Genomic DNA, 14,274 nt, shown 5'->3' with positions numbered 1-14,274 from the left:
ACATCTATTTTTATAATCATCAACGATTTCAAGAACGCAACAACGGCCTTGCCCCTCTTGAAATGAGGAACAAGGCCGTCGCCTAATCTTTTATTATTTCATTGTCCACTTGACAGGGAGCAGTTCATGCCTTGCTTGAGTTTTGTTATTTGTTCTTAGCCGTGTATGTTGGTTTGGTCGCCTGTACATGGCTTTTTGTTTTCCTGAATTAATTTTCAGCATCAAGTGCTTTTAGAAGATTTCTTAATAGTTCACCGTCAGTTGTAACTCCAATCCCTCCTCTTCGGTCATTATAGGCAACACGGTCGGTCGCTTGTTCGATGAGTTTGTTGTATTTTGCTTTGAAATCTGCAATATTCATTTGTTTTCTCCTTTTTTCGCTTGTTCTAATAGGTGTTTTCAAATTGGTTTAGTAATCTTTTGCTAGCCATTCCATGACTGTTGCATAAATCCGCTTGGGTGCTTAATAAACTAATCCCCTTTACTTTTGAATACCTTTTGCTAAAAAAATATATCTTCTAGCGTGATATTTGGGAACATAGGTAACAACAGTTTTTTAATTTTGATTTTTTCTGAATCTGAAAACCGCGTCTTTCCACTTTCCTTGTTATGGTAACTTTGCTTAGATATACCAAGCTCTTTCCCGAGACTTTCTTGGGTTAAGCCAAGCATGTTTCGATAACCTCTAACCTTGTTTGTACAAGTCATACGTGCAACCTCCTTTACTTTTGAATACCATAATTATAAAACTTCATGTTAACTAAGTCAATACTTTTGTTTACTTTTTTCAAAAAAAAGTTTATTATATAACTACAAGGAGGGATTACATGGAGATAGATAATAAACTTGTGGGGGAACGTATCCAAAATATCAGATTAAGATTAGGTGAATCTATGGATAAATTTGGAGAAAGATTTAATACCAGCAAAGGTACAGTAAATAACTGGGAAAAAGGACGTAATTTACCCAATAAAGAAAACTTACTAAAAATTTCATCTATTGGAAAAACAAGTGTAGAAGAGTTACTTTACGGTGATTACGATAATTATTTACACTTAAAAATAATGGAGTTAGCTCCAAAAAGTATTGAGGGCTACGATGAGTACAACTCCTTGCATGATAATATAACAGATAAAGCGTTAGAAATTGCTCGAAATACCATTTCTAAGATTGATTATCAGATTTCAGACGAAACGATAAAAAAATTTATTGAATTAGCTACTGAACAATCAAAAGACTTGCAGGGAAATTTACTAAACAATGATTTATCTAATTTTGATTACTCACTTTTTGGAGGAATAAAAAATAAAGAGTATTTCTATTTTGGTTTTAAGTTGACTAACAAAGAAAAGAGTTTATATACTGCATTATTAGCAATACTTAATGAGCCGACAAAAACAATATATATTGACGATGTAAATAAAGCAAGATTTTTTAATTTGTTTGGAAATGATATTCCTAATTCATCATCACAAAGTATTGATTACATTACATCGACAGAAATTATCCCATTTAGCACATACATACGACAACGTTCTAAAGTAATGCCTAAAATCTTGGTGAACATGCTAAAATTCGGATTTTTACTAGAGAATATAGATATTCATGGGTATACCGTAAATATCTTAGAAAATCAATTAACAAAACAAAAAACAATTAAAATTGACAATGACTAAGCAAGTCATTTCATGTATAAATACCTAACAAAACTACGCGCCTTGCCTGCTGATGGAAAGAAAGGTACAAATACATGAATATCAAAGATAAAATCAAAAAGAACGGTCAAAAAGTTTACTATGCAAGTGTCTATCTAGGTGTTGACCAACTAACGGGCAAGAAAGCCCGTACAACTGTTACAGCAACCACCCAAAAGGGAGTTAGGGTAAAAGCGCGTGATGCTATCAATGCTTTTGCTGCTAATGGCTATACAGTTAAAGACAAGCCGACAATTACAACGTATAATGAGCTTGTAAAAGTTTGGTGGGATAGTTACAAGAATACAGTTAAGCCAAATACTCGCCAATCTATGGAGGGCGTGGTTAGGGTGCATCTATTGCCCGTATTTGGCGATTACAAGCTATCTAAACTCACTACGCCTATTATCCAACAACAAGTAAACAAATGGGCTGACAAGGCTAATACTGGGCAAAAAGGGGCGTTTGCTAACTACTCCTTACTCCATAATATGAATAAGCGTATTTTGAAATACGGTGTTTCTATGCAAGTGATAACATATAACCCAGCTAATGATGTTATAGTGCCACGTAAGCAACAAAAAGAAAAAACTACTGTAAAATACCTGGACAACAAAGAACTAAAACAATTTCTTGATTACCTCGATACACTAGATCAATCAAGCTATGAAAATCTGTTTGATATTGTCCTATACAAGACTTTGTTAGCTACTGGTTGCCGTATCGGTGAGGCTTTAGCTCTTGAATGGTCTGATATTGACCTAGACAATGGTATTATCAGCATCAACAAAACACTCAACCGATACCAAGAAATAAACTCACCTAAGTCAAGTGCTGGTTATCGTGATATACCAATAGATAAAGCCACGTTACTTATGCTCAAGCAATACAAAAACCGCCAACAAGTGCAATCATGGCAACTAGGGCGGTCTGAAACGGTTGTATTCTCTGTATTTACAGAAAAATATGCCTATGCTTGTAAGTTAAGACAACGCCTAACTAAGCATTTTAAGGCTGCTGGCGTGACTAATGTATCATTCCATGGTTTCCGTCACACTCACAATACAATGATGCTGTACGCCAATACAAGCCCCAAAGACATGCAATACCGCATGGGACATTCTAGCCTTATTATGACTGAAAATGTCTATTGGCACACCGACCAGGAGAATGCAAAAAAAGCTGTCTCAAATTATGAAACAGCAATCAATAGTTTATAAGGGTTGCCCCATTTTGGGTTACCCTCTTACTATACCTAATTTTCGCTAGGGGTAGTACAAAGGGTAGTAAATTCTAAAAAAGCACCTTGGGATGATGCCCCAAAGTGCTTTATATCAAGACTTTTAAGCCCTTAACCTCGTAAAGAGATTATTTTTTCAAGTTGTAGAATGAGTTCAAGCCTTTGTAGACTGCAACTTCACCAAGTTGATCTTCGATACGAAGCAATTGGTTGTATTTAGCGATACGGTCTGTACGTGACAATGAACCAGTCTTGATTTGGCCAGCGTTAGTTGCAACTGCGATGTCAGCGATTGTTGAATCTTCAGTTTCACCTGAACGGTGTGATACAACTGCAGTGTAACCAGCTTCTTTAGCCATTTCGATAGCTTCAAATGTTTCAGTAAGAGTACCGATTTGGTTAACTTTGATAAGGATTGAGTTAGCAGCACCTTCTTTGATACCACGTGCAAGGTAGTCAGTGTTTGTTACGAAGAAGTCGTCACCAACCAATTGAACGCGTTTGCCAAGACGCTCAGTAAGAGCTTTCCAGCCATCCCAGTCGTTTTCATCCATACCATCTTCGATAGTGATGATTGGGTATTTGTTAACCAATTCTTCAAGGTAGTCGATTTGTTCTGCAGATGTACGAACAGCAGCGCCTTCACCTTCGAATTTAGTGTAGTCGTAAACTTTACGCTCTTTGTCGTAGAATTCAGATGACGCACAGTCGAAACCGATCATGATGCCGTTTTCGCCAGCTTCGTAACCAGCAGCTTCGATAGCTTCGATGATTGTTTCAACACCGTCTTCAGTTCCTTCGAACTTAGGAGCGAAACCACCTTCGTCACCAACAGCTGTTACCAAACCACGAGCTTTCAAGATTTTCTTCAAAGCGTGGAATACTTCAGCACCCCAACGAAGACCTTCTTTGAATGAAGGAGCGCCAACTGGCAAGATCATGAATTCTTGGAAAGCGATTGGAGCGTCTGAGTGAGAACCACCGTTGATGATGTTCATCATTGGAGTTGGCAATACTTTAGTGTTGAATCCACCAAGGTAAGTGTAAAGTGGCACTTCAAGGTAGTCAGCAGCAGCACGCGCAACAGCGATAGAAACACCGAGGATTGCGTTTGCACCCAATTTACCTTTGTTAGGAGTACCGTCAAGAGCGATCATAGCGCGGTCGATAGCTTGTTGATCACGAACGTCAAAACCGATGATAGCGTCAGCAATCACGTTGTTCACGTTGTCAACAGCTTTTTGAGTACCAAGACCAAGGTAACGAGATTTGTCACCGTCGCGAAGCTCAACTGCTTCGTGCTCACCAGTAGAAGCTCCTGAAGGAACCATACCACGTCCGAAAGCACCTGATTCAGTATAAACTTCAACTTCAAGTGTAGGGTTACCGCGTGAGTCAAGGACTTCGCGAGCGTAAACATCAGTAATAATTGACATTATATTACTCTCCTTTGAGTTTAAAATTGTTACATAGCTATCATACCCTAAAAGAAGGGATTTTTCAAGAAAAAACAGGTTATTTTACTGAAAGAAATAATGTAAACGCCTTCCTTTTCAAAGTTAACTGAGTATGTTATACTGAAACCATGAACGATTTAAATACTACCATACTACAGAAAGCCTCTGGCGAAACACGATTGAATCCAGATGAACAACGTCTATACATGGGAACCTATCGCGAACGGGTTGTCCTGCTCGTTTCCTTTGACGATTTGAGTAGTGAAGTCGTCGGAAATAAGTTCGATACAATTTGCCAAAAACTAGTAAACAGCTACTCTCCTCTATTCCTTAAACTCTCGCCAACCCTGTCTGACAAGCAACAAATTTCACTACTAAAAATTGCTCAGAATTTCGACATTACTACCGCTATCATCGATGAAAAAATAGGACAGTCTCCCTACGCACTTGTCTTTCACACAAATCACGCTGTGGATAATGAAGAAGTTAGCTTAGAATCTATATTTCCAAATCTTATCTCAAAACCAGAAGAAAAAAAGGAAGATGCAAAACCTTCCTTCTGGAAAAAATTATTTGGTTAGACTTATTTATCAATAAAGCAGTATAAATATTAAACTAAAAATAATACAGGTTAGACAAAGGATTCCTAGCAATCTGCCTCTTTCATTTTTTTCATTGAAAAAGAACATTGCTCCATTTGCCTTTATTACATTCGTTTCCATTCCTCTTTCTTTTTTGGAAAGTTTCATAACGGATACTAGCTTTGCAAGACAAATAAAAATAAATAAGATAATAGCCATATATTTTACTAATGCCATCTTTGTTGGCCTCCTAACTGAAGAATTCTTGCCACCTGCTCTGCCGTGCGGACCAGGGTTTTTTCTGCTTTTTGAAGCGTGTCCTCCAAACTTTCAACGCTTGCAATTATCGGAAAAGCGGCGCAGATATTTTCAAAAGGAAACTCGGGAAGATCGTCTTTGAGGCTACCACAAATTGCAATAATGGGAATCCCAGTCGGCGTACGTCTAGCTACTCCTATCGGAGTCTTCCCTGATAAGCTTTGAGCATCCATCCGCCCTTCTCCGACCACAACCAGATCCGCTTTAGCAACGCGATGATCAAAGTCCAACTGGTCCAAGACAAAGTCGATGCCTTTTTGAATGCGAGCACCAGCAAATTGGACTAAACCTGCTGCCATACCTCCTCCAGCACCCGCTCCTGCTAAATCGAGTAGCATTGGATTAACCAATTTATAAAAGGACTCCATTTTCTTGTCTACTAGTTCAAATTCAGCAGAGGCAAGACCTTTCTGACCTGCAAAAACAAATGTGGCTCCCGCTGGTCCACAAAGCGGATTCTCCACATCCGTTACCAAATCAATCCTGACCTGAGATAGATCTACTAACATATCCTCTGTGGAAAAGCTGACAATCTCCCCGATATGAGCCCCAATTGCCTCTACTTCTTTTCCCTCTCGATTATAAAATTTCACTCCTAAACCTGCCGCCATTCCGATACCACCATCATGACTGGCAGAGCCACCTACTCCTATAAATATTCGTTTAACACCATTTTGAACGAGCTCTACAATCAGCTCCCCAACCCCTTGTGTCTTAATAAAGAGAGGACTCCTTTTTCCATACGGGATACTTGCCAGCCCTACAATCTCAGCCATTTCAAAAACCGCAAGATCATCTTTAACCGCATAGGAAACCTTAATTTTATCTCCAAATGGACCTGTCACCCAAGTCTGGGTTACATCCAAGGATAAGGCCTGAATTAGACTCTCAACTGTCCCTTCGCCACCATCTCCTAGGGGAATTAAGTCATACCCTGCTTGTGGATAAACCTTAGAAAATCCTTTTTTAAACGCTTCAGCAACCTTTGTAGCTGAAAGAGACTCTTTAAATGAATCCGGAGCAATGAGAATATGCATGATACTAACCTCCTTTATATTATTAGTATATCACGCTACTATTCAGCTTTCAATAAATCTTTTCCGTTTTTCATCGTCTGTGTTATACTGAAAGAAAGGAGATAAGTATGTATCAAACTATATTATTTGACTTAGATGGAACTCTTACTGATTCTGGACAAGGAATCTTAAACTCCGTCGCCTACGCACTAGAAAAAATGGGAATCGAAGAACCAGATACAGCCAATTTAAACCGATTCATCGGCCCGCCACTCTATGAATCTTTTTCACGATTCTACCAACTCAGCCCTGAAGATACACAAAGTGCAGTTGATGCTTTCCGTGTCTATTTTAAAGAAAAAGGAATGTTTGAAAATCAACTCTATCCTGGAATCATCCCTCTGCTTGAAGAATTGAGAACAGCTGGAAAAACACTAGTAATTGCTACCTCAAAGCCAGAAATATTTGCCAAACAGATCCTAGAACATTTTGGTATTGCTCACTACTTTGATGTCATTGCCGGTGCTAGTCTGGATAGTAGTCGCATCAGTAAGGCGGACGTCATCGGCTATGCTATAAATCAATTAGAAGCATTTCCAAACCATGCTGTGATGATTGGAGATAGGGAACATGATATTGAAGGAGCACGCAAACACCAACTTCCCGCCATCGGTGTTCTTTACGGCTATGGGAACAAACAGGAATTTGAAAAGGCTGGGGCCACCATGATAGTCGAAACCGTCCAAGATTTGAAAAGGAGTTTACTGACAACAGAATAGAAGAAAAGCCAGCACTCAGCTGACTTCTCATTATTTACTATCTAAAATCTCTATTAGTTTATAGAGATTTTTTTCATTTATTTGGTAGGGCGCCTGTTCTTGGACAATCGGTTTAGCACAGAAAGCTACTCCAATTCCTGCTCGTTGAATCATTGGTAGATCATTTGCTCCATCCCCCATGGCAATCGTTTGAGATAGAGTCAGCCCATTTTCTGTCGCCCATTCTTCTAAACATGCTTTTTTAGTATCTTTCGTTACAATTTCACCCAATACTTGTCCAGTCAATACTCCATCTACTACTTCTAATCGATTAGCCCGAACATAGTCTAACTCTAACTGTGCAGCTAGTCGATCGACTGTTTCATGAAACCCGCCTGAAACTACTGCTACCTTATAGCCTCGCATTTTTAATTCTGAGACTAATTCTGCTGCTCCAGGCGTAAAGTGGATTTTTTTGATAATTCGATCAAACACAGAAACAGGCAGTCCCTTTAACAACGCCACACGTTCACGTAAGGCTTTTTCAAAATCCAATTCCCCACGCATAGCACGTTCAGTAATTGCTGCAACTTGCTCTCCTAAACCGGCCTCTTCTCCAAGTAGATCTATTCCTTCTTCCAAAATTAATGTTGAATCAACATCCATAACTAATAATCCAGTTGTCATTTCCGATATTCCTTTCAAAGTATAAAAATAAAAAGCCAAATGGCTTTTTATCTAATAGCGAATGGCTTCGCGAGTTTTTTCGTATGAACGTACAAAACGCTCTGTTACACCAGGTTCAACTGTTTCCAGAGCAAATGAAATTTCTTCAAATGCTGCTTGGTAATCAAAATCTTTTTCAAAAATTGATAATGAACGGTTAAATGCTTTTTGCACACTTTCATCGAATGAACGATAACGGTTAGAGTATTGTAGCAACTGCTCTGTTAAAGTCGCATTTTGCACAATCAAATACGCTAACTCTTCCAATTGATTCATATCATACGTTGCATTTTCCAACAAACGGTTAACAACTTCGATATTGATTCGTTTATAGTCTAACTCGGCAATCAAGGCTTCCACATGATCGCTCGTTCTAAAGAAGTTTGTTAAAAATTCAGCTGGAATTCCTGGAAGGTTGCGTTTTTCCATATAACGCTTAAGGGTATGCAATTTGTTGATATAAAGCGTAGCTTTCTTACGCGCTGTGCTCTCTGACAATTCTTGTGATTTAAGATAGTCAGCTAAAACAAGCTGCTCCTCTTCGATTTCTTTCAAGCTTGCCAATGAATGGTCCAAACGCTCTTCCAAAATAGAATATGCAACTTGTGGATTTTCAATGTCTTCCACACTTTCTGTAACAACAATTTCAATCGATTCCAAACGAGCTTTAAGCTGATTAATCCGTGAAAGTTTGCTATCTGCCAGCAAGTAAGTTGCATTTAGGCGTTGGCTTTCCTCATCCAAGAGCTGTGTATTTTGGACAACATGCTCCAAGAATTTTGGCAAGTTTTTACTAATCTTAACAGCTTCCTTATTCGCTTCGATTTCACGATTGAAGACTTTATACAAATGATCAATTTTTGCTTGAATTCCCTCATTTTCAGCTTCTGCCGCATCCAAATCAAAGGAAACAATCAAAGCAGTATTTTCACGAATTGAAACGCGAATATTTTGGAACTGTGACTCGATGTTAGCTTCTGTGAACAAATAATTCTGCTCAACCAGTTTCCGATAGCCCGACTCCAAATCTTCCAATTGCTCTGGGAAATCTTTTGTAACTCGTTCAATCAAACTTGGAATGCGATCCATGATTTGATTGAGAGCAATCATATGCTCTTCAGTCTTATCAAGGATTTCAGAAGCTTCAATCGGGTCACCTGAGGAATTGAGCATCACAAATTCAGAAAACTCAACTTCAATATTTTTCAATTGTTTCTCAAGTTCTGGTAGTGTCTCACCGTAGCTATCTGGATTTTCACGAACAGCTTCCTGTAAACTATCGAACAGGTTTAACGCATGTTTTACGCGACCAGAGTTTTTCTCTTCTTGCTCCTTCAACTCCATCAAACCTTGACGGATAGAGGCAATATCTTCTTCAATTAAATCAATTTGGCTGTCGATACTGTCAATAGCGTTCTTTGCACTCACAAAGCGAAAGGCATTGTTATAGCCTTCTGCCTCAAAGATATGATTTTCAATATCGGCAAATGAATTGAGCGACAAATCAACCCATTTTTGATTCCATTCACGGAATGATACCTGACTTTGACCAATCAAATGAAGTGCTTTGACAGTTTCGACTTCTTCATTAACTGGAAGGTTAAATAGCTCTTCCTTACGTTCTTCCAATGCAACCAAAAGGTTGTCATTTCGTTTACGAACAATCAGGCAAGCTACATAGGCAATGATTAAAATAATAACAATCGAAACGATTAAGATGATTGTTCCTGTAGGCATGTAAATCTCCTTAGCTCATAGTAATTACTAGAAAATATCGCTTAATTATACCATAAATCTCTAGTATATGCACTTGTTTTTTTAGTTTTTAGACATCCAATGTTGAATAAACAGCATTTTCCTCGATAAACTCTCGACGAGGTTCAACCTTATCCCCCATTAGCATGTCAAAAATCTTATCGGCTTCTGCCGCATCATCAACTGAAACGCGTGCCATGAGACGATTTTCAGGATTCATCGTAGTTTCCCACAACTGATGATCATCCATTTCTCCCAAACCTTTGTAACGTTGGATCGTTGGCTTGGACCGTCCCGTACTATGTCTTTCTAAGGCATCTTGCAATTCTTGCTCTTGATTAACCCCAGGTTGAATATATTCTTTTATCTCACTTCCAACCTTGATACCGTAAATAGGTGGTTGAGCGATATATACGTATCCCGCTTCTACAACAGGACGCATGTAGCGGTAAAATAATGTCAGAAGGAGTGTCCGAATATGGGCACCATCGACATCGGCATCTGTCATAATGACTAATTTTTGATAACGTGCCTTGCTAACGTCGAAATCCGCACCAAAGCCAGTTCCCATAGCTGTAAATAGACTACGGATTTCTTCGTTGGCCAAAATCTTGTCCATGCTGGCTTTTTCTACGTTCAAAATCTTACCACGAATCGGTAAAATAGCCTGAAATTCACGGTCGCGGCCGGATTTAGCTGAACCACCGGCTGAGTCCCCCTCAACGATGAAAAGCTCTGTCTTCGTTGCATCATTTGAGGAACAGTCCGCTAACTTACCTGGGAGGTTTGAGATCTCAAGACCCGATTTCTTACGAGTTACCTCACGCGCACGCTTAGCAGCAATACGAGCCTTGCTTGCCAAGATCCCTTTTTCAACAATCCGTCTAGCAATCTGTGGATTTTCCAAAAGAAATTCTGCAAAGGCATCAGAGAAAAGACGGTTGGTAATTTTGACCACTTCACTATTCCCAAGTTTTGTCTTAGTTTGTCCTTCAAATTGAGGCCCTGGGTGCTTAACAGAAATGACCGCTGTCAAGCCTTCACGCACATCTTCACCAGTCAAATTATCCTCATTTTCTTTGAGAATTTTATTTTTCTTGGCGTAGTCGTTGATAACACGTGTCAGAGCTGTACGGAATCCTTGCTCATGGGTACCACCTTCATGCGTGTGAATATTGTTGGCAAAACTAACTACGTTTTCATGATAACTCGTTGTATATTGCATGGCAACCTCAACGGTAATATCATCCATTTCACCTTCTGTATAGATAGGGGTCTCAAAAATGACATCCTTGTTCTCATTAAGATACTCAACGTAGGAAGCAATACCACCTTCGTAGTGATATTCCTTTGTTTGCTCTACTCCCTCACGTTTGTCCGTAATAGAGAGATTTAAACCACGATTTAGGAAGGCCAATTCTTGGATCCGCTTATTTAATTTTGCAAAGTCGAACTCAGTCGTCTCAGTAAAAATTTCTGGGTCAGGTGTAAAATGTACAGTTGTACCAGAACGGTCTGTTTCTCCAACAACCTCCAAATCTGCAACGACTTCACCTCGTTTATACTCTTGGAAATAGACCTGACCATTTTTGTAGACATGAACATCTAGCTGAGTAGATAGGGCGTTTACGACTGATGAACCTACGCCGTGCAATCCCCCTGAGACCTTATAACCACCTCCGCCAAATTTACCACCTGCATGGAGCACTGTAAAGACAGTTTCTACCGCTGGACGACCAGTTTTTTCCTGAATATCTACCGGAATACCACGTCCATTATCAATAACCGTGATAGAGTTATCTGGCTCAATATAAACTTCAATTTTATCCGCAAAACCAGCCAGCGCCTCATCGATTGAGTTGTCGACAATTTCCCAAACCAAGTGATGGAGACCTTCTTTAGATGTTGAGCCGATATACATCCCTGGACGCATTCGAACAGCTTCAAGACCTTCCAAGACTTGAATCTGACTGGCATCATATTCTTGCGCCTTCTCTTGTAAATCTTTGATTTCTTCTGTCATTTCTTTTCCTTATTTTCTATTTGTTGCTCCTTAAAAATAGAAAAGCCAATCCATCTGGATAAAAGCGAGACATATTTTTAGAGCAAAAATCATTCTAACGAATACCCTTTATTATACCATATTTTCTAATATTTTGATAGAAAAAAGAAGAGGAAACATTAGCTCCATCTTCTTCATTACTTTAACTATGATAAACCATTGTTTGAGCTAGGCTTTCCCCATCTCCACCAAATAAATCAACCAATTTATAGGCGAAATCCAAACTTGTTCCAGCGCCTCGGCTAGTGATAATTGGACCATCAACGACCACATCCTCTTCCAGATGAATACCTGACGGAATGTCTTTTTCTTTCCCTGGGAAACATGTATAGTGACGACTATCTAACAAACCAGCCTTATCCAGAACAATTGGTGCCGCACAAATTGCTGCTACTGATTTTCCTGATGCAACCGCTCTTTGCAATTCCGTAATCAGTGACTCTGAATCTCTAAGGTGAACAGAACCTGGCATTCCGCCTGGTAACACAATCAGATCAAAGGAAGACAGGTCTCCATCAAAGACTTGGTCAGTTTGAACACGAATACCGTGCGATCCCTCCACTTCATGACTATCTAAACCAACAATCTGACAGTCAAAATGAGCTCGACGAAATACATCTACAGGGGCCAATGCTTCGATTTCTTCAAAACCATCGGCTAAAACAACCGCAACTCTTGTCATATAAACCAACTTTCTAACGTTTTATCGTAATTTTTCTATAGCGACGTGATCGATTTATTTCCTTCTCATCAGCTAGTCGTGACTGATACCCCATTGACAGCACTAGACCAACACCAATTAGATTTGAAACCATGGACGAACCACCTTGGGAGATAAACGGCAAAGGAATACCTGTTAGAGGTAACAAACCAGTCGCAGCGCCAACATTTTCAAACACATGGAACAACAGCATCATGATATAGCCAGTTGATATGTAGGTGTAGTATCGATTGTTTGACTTCAACGTTACCCGCAGCATTCGATAAATGAGCAACAAGTATAGTCCAATCAATACCGTCCCTCCAATAAAACCAAAGTCCTCTCCAATCACCGTAAAAATCATATCACTTTCTCGAACAGGGATAAGAAGATTTGTTTTATTGAAACCTAGTCCTTTTAAGCCACCACTTCCGATAGCTATCAAACTTTGAGCTTGCTGGTAGGTCGTTGATTGGGCATTTTTAAAGGGATCAAGCCAGGCTGCAATACGATTGATTTTATAAGTATCCATCCCCAAATTGTGGAGGAATGTTGTTCCACCAGGAGAAATAAAAATCAGCATAAATCCACCAACCAAAACGATCCCCGTTAAGGCAGTCGGTAATAGAATTTTCCAAGAAACTCCTGATAATAGAAGCATTCCGCTAAAGATTGCTACAAATACTAAGGAAGTTCCTAAATCTTTCTGTAAGGCCAATAAAATCAAGACTGGGATAGTAAACAGTGTCATATAACCAATCAACATAAAATCCTCACGAATTTTTCGATTTGGATAATACTTATGAAAGGTGACAATCACCCTTGACAACATAATGATGTAGGCTATTTTCATAAATTCGGATGGTTGGAAAAGAGTCATTCCACCAATCGTTACCCAGTTTTTTGCTCCCGTTGATGCTACTAAGTCTGGACTGTAGAAAAACAAAGGCAATACCATAAGTCCTAGCCCAAGTACGTACAAGTAAGGTGTGATTTGCCACAGAAACTTAGTGGAAAAGAACATGACCAAAAAAGCTGCCACTGTTCCAATTCCTATCCAAGCAATTTGTTGACCAACCATCTGTACAACATTATCCGGATAATCTTGACTAACCGCAATGTAGAGAGAAATAATCCCCACAACTAATAAAAAAAAGACCGGTAAAATAAGTGAGTAGTCTACTCGACTATCGATTGTGCCCTTATTTTTCATCAATTTCCTCATACTTTCACTTCAAATTCTTACTCGTTCCATTATAGCAAAAATCATCTCTCATTGAAACTAAAAATCTAGTTACATCTGAGGGGATACGATTTATACTTAACGAAAATCAAAAGTAGCCTAGGAAACGAAGTCGAAGATAGAACTGGAGTTCATCAAGGCAAGTTGACAACGGATAATTTTGATTTTCGAAGAGTATTACTAGTGCACAAATCATAAAATACGTATATCTTCACACCTTCGAACAGGCTGAAATATAATGCTTTACCTTCACACACCCCATAAGTTTGCCAAAGCCATGAGTAAGTAAACCAATGGCAATCATTTTGGCAATCACGCACGAAAAAAGCCCTCTCCAATTTCTAGAAGCAAAGAAAAAATGGTCCACTGGACCATAACTCGCTCTTTTGTTTTCAAGCTCGTGAAAGAGGCTGGGCAAAAACTAGCTTCTCACATATAAAAAACGAGCAATTCCACTTAGGAGTTGCTCGTTTTCCATTTCATGCTTTATAATTATAATAACCACAAAACAACTAGAAAGGCATGAAAATGTATAAACAGTATAACACAAATCAGTTAAGTTTGGAATTAAATATTGCTTGGGACTTACCTGCAACGCATGAGGCTCGTCTGATTAGTCAGTTTGTGGATACTATTCCTTCATCCGTTCTATTGGAAGAAACTTCTCACACAGGTCGTCCAGCCTTTCATCCCGCTATGTTACTTAAAATGACCCTGTTCGCCT

14 protein-coding genes and 1 pseudogene are annotated in these 14,274 nt (G+C 39.1%); 5 read left to right on the top strand and 10 right to left on the bottom strand.

What is annotated here, in order from left to right; translation table 11 throughout:
* Positions 1-208 precede the first annotated feature (208 nt).
* Both ODU45_RS08950 and ODU45_RS08945 read right to left on the bottom strand, forming a co-directional pair.
* Entirely contained in the window at positions 209-361 is a 153-nt protein-coding gene (locus ODU45_RS08950; RefSeq protein WP_398581166.1) for a hypothetical protein, read from the bottom strand.
* Between the two features lie 140 nt (positions 362-501).
* Complete coding sequence (locus ODU45_RS08945; RefSeq protein WP_024414032.1) at positions 502-708, bottom strand: helix-turn-helix transcriptional regulator; 207 nt, start codon at positions 706-708, stop codon at positions 502-504.
* Positions 709-827: 119 nt separating this feature from the next.
* Between ODU45_RS08945 and ODU45_RS08940 the strand changes: the two genes are divergently transcribed.
* Positions 828-1,676, top strand: a complete 849-nt coding sequence (locus tag ODU45_RS08940; protein WP_398581165.1) for a helix-turn-helix domain-containing protein — start codon at positions 828-830, stop codon at positions 1,674-1,676.
* 74 nt (positions 1,677-1,750) lie between these two features.
* On the top strand, positions 1,751-2,914 hold the full coding sequence (locus ODU45_RS08935; RefSeq protein WP_029172221.1) for a site-specific integrase: 1,164 nt from the start codon (positions 1,751-1,753) through the stop codon (positions 2,912-2,914).
* Between the two features lie 148 nt (positions 2,915-3,062).
* On the opposite strand, the gene eno is transcribed toward ODU45_RS08935, so the two are convergent.
* Complete coding sequence (gene eno, locus ODU45_RS08930) at positions 3,063-4,370, bottom strand: surface-displayed alpha-enolase (RefSeq protein WP_002935704.1); 1,308 nt, start codon at positions 4,368-4,370, stop codon at positions 3,063-3,065.
* 149 nt (positions 4,371-4,519) lie between these two features.
* Here eno and ODU45_RS08925 point away from each other — a divergent pair, with 149 nt between their 5' ends.
* Positions 4,520-4,972, top strand: a complete 453-nt coding sequence (locus ODU45_RS08925) for a DUF1694 domain-containing protein (protein ID WP_398581164.1) — start codon at positions 4,520-4,522, stop codon at positions 4,970-4,972.
* Between the two features lie 9 nt (positions 4,973-4,981).
* Here the strand turns inward: ODU45_RS08925 and ODU45_RS08920 are convergent, their stop codons facing one another.
* Together ODU45_RS08920 and ODU45_RS08915 are read right to left on the bottom strand one after the other, a co-directional pair.
* Entirely contained in the window at positions 4,982-5,209 is a 228-nt protein-coding gene (locus ODU45_RS08920) for a hypothetical protein (RefSeq protein ID WP_136671919.1), read from the bottom strand.
* On the bottom strand, positions 5,200-6,327 hold the full coding sequence (locus ODU45_RS08915; RefSeq protein ID WP_398581163.1) for a glycerate kinase: 1,128 nt from the start codon (positions 6,325-6,327) through the stop codon (positions 5,200-5,202). Before ODU45_RS08915 ends, ODU45_RS08920 begins: the two co-directional genes overlap by 10 nt.
* A gap of 107 nt (positions 6,328-6,434) precedes the next feature.
* On the opposite strand from ODU45_RS08915, the gene ODU45_RS08910 reads away from it, so the two are divergent.
* On the top strand, positions 6,435-7,085 hold the full coding sequence (locus ODU45_RS08910) for an HAD family hydrolase (protein ID WP_044768021.1): 651 nt from the start codon (positions 6,435-6,437) through the stop codon (positions 7,083-7,085).
* 30 nt (positions 7,086-7,115) lie between these two features.
* Here the strand turns inward: ODU45_RS08910 and serB are convergent, their stop codons facing one another.
* The 5 genes from serB to ODU45_RS08885 all read right to left on the bottom strand — a co-directional run bounded on the left by serB (position 7,116) and on the right by ODU45_RS08885 (position 13,532).
* A complete protein-coding gene (gene serB, locus ODU45_RS08905; RefSeq protein ID WP_044768022.1) occupies positions 7,116-7,751 on the bottom strand; it encodes a phosphoserine phosphatase SerB in 636 nt (211 codons plus the stop codon).
* Positions 7,752-7,802: 51 nt separating this feature from the next.
* Positions 7,803-9,527 carry a septation ring formation regulator EzrA gene (ezrA, locus tag ODU45_RS08900; RefSeq protein WP_105122009.1) on the bottom strand — a complete coding sequence of 575 codons (1,725 nt, stop codon included), beginning with the start codon at positions 9,525-9,527 and terminating at the stop codon, positions 7,803-7,805.
* 88 nt (positions 9,528-9,615) lie between these two features.
* A complete protein-coding gene (gene gyrB, locus ODU45_RS08895) occupies positions 9,616-11,568 on the bottom strand; it encodes a DNA topoisomerase (ATP-hydrolyzing) subunit B (protein ID WP_002939427.1) in 1,953 nt (650 codons plus the stop codon).
* A 181-nt stretch (positions 11,569-11,749) separates the two neighbouring features.
* Positions 11,750-12,289, bottom strand: a complete 540-nt coding sequence (locus ODU45_RS08890) for a DJ-1 family glyoxalase III (protein WP_015647132.1) — start codon at positions 12,287-12,289, stop codon at positions 11,750-11,752.
* Between the two features lie 13 nt (positions 12,290-12,302).
* The gene (locus tag ODU45_RS08885) at positions 12,303-13,532 is read right to left on the bottom strand and encodes an FtsW/RodA/SpoVE family cell cycle protein (RefSeq protein WP_044753235.1); all 1,230 of its coding nucleotides are present in this window, start codon (positions 13,530-13,532) and stop codon (positions 12,303-12,305) included.
* 546 nt (positions 13,533-14,078) lie between these two features.
* On the opposite strand from ODU45_RS08885, the pseudogene ODU45_RS08880 reads away from it, so the two are divergent.
* Positions 14,079-14,274 (top strand): annotated as a pseudogene (locus tag ODU45_RS08880) (IS5/IS1182 family transposase); the annotation flags it as partial.

It is taken from the genome of Streptococcus sp. 2022WUSS135, from assembly GCF_044427045.1.
GTDB classification, from domain to species: Bacteria; Bacillota; Bacilli; order Lactobacillales; family Streptococcaceae; genus Streptococcus; species Streptococcus hashimotonensis.
The sequence above is the reverse complement of the archived record's forward strand: the minus strand, read 5'-3'. Positions and strand labels throughout refer to the sequence as shown.

Bases quoted from the DNA above. Each gene is read 5' to 3' on its own strand.
- serB (WP_044768022.1), bottom strand. From the start codon at position 7,751: ATGACAACTGGATTATTAGTTATGGATGTTGATTCAACATTAATTTTG.
- ODU45_RS08920 (WP_136671919.1), bottom strand. From the start codon at position 5,209: ATGGCATTAGTAAAATATATGGCTATTATCTTATTTATTTTTATTTGT.
- ODU45_RS08940 (WP_398581165.1), top strand. From the start codon at position 828: ATGGAGATAGATAATAAACTTGTGGGGGAACGTATCCAAAATATCAGA.
- gyrB (WP_002939427.1), bottom strand. From the start codon at position 11,568: ATGACAGAAGAAATCAAAGATTTACAAGAGAAGGCGCAAGAATATGAT.
- ODU45_RS08885 (WP_044753235.1), bottom strand. From the start codon at position 13,532: ATGAGGAAATTGATGAAAAATAAGGGCACAATCGATAGTCGAGTAGAC.
- ODU45_RS08890 (WP_015647132.1), bottom strand. From the start codon at position 12,289: ATGACAAGAGTTGCGGTTGTTTTAGCCGATGGTTTTGAAGAAATCGAA.
- ODU45_RS08925 (WP_398581164.1), top strand. From the start codon at position 4,520: ATGAACGATTTAAATACTACCATACTACAGAAAGCCTCTGGCGAAACA.
- ODU45_RS08945 (WP_024414032.1), bottom strand. From the start codon at position 708: ATGACTTGTACAAACAAGGTTAGAGGTTATCGAAACATGCTTGGCTTA.
- ODU45_RS08950 (WP_398581166.1), bottom strand. From the start codon at position 361: ATGAATATTGCAGATTTCAAAGCAAAATACAACAAACTCATCGAACAA.
- ODU45_RS08935 (WP_029172221.1), top strand. From the start codon at position 1,751: ATGAATATCAAAGATAAAATCAAAAAGAACGGTCAAAAAGTTTACTAT.
- ODU45_RS08915 (WP_398581163.1), bottom strand. From the start codon at position 6,327: ATGCATATTCTCATTGCTCCGGATTCATTTAAAGAGTCTCTTTCAGCT.
- eno (WP_002935704.1), bottom strand. From the start codon at position 4,370: ATGTCAATTATTACTGATGTTTACGCTCGCGAAGTCCTTGACTCACGC.
- ODU45_RS08910 (WP_044768021.1), top strand. From the start codon at position 6,435: ATGTATCAAACTATATTATTTGACTTAGATGGAACTCTTACTGATTCT.
- ezrA (WP_105122009.1), bottom strand. From the start codon at position 9,527: ATGCCTACAGGAACAATCATCTTAATCGTTTCGATTGTTATTATTTTA.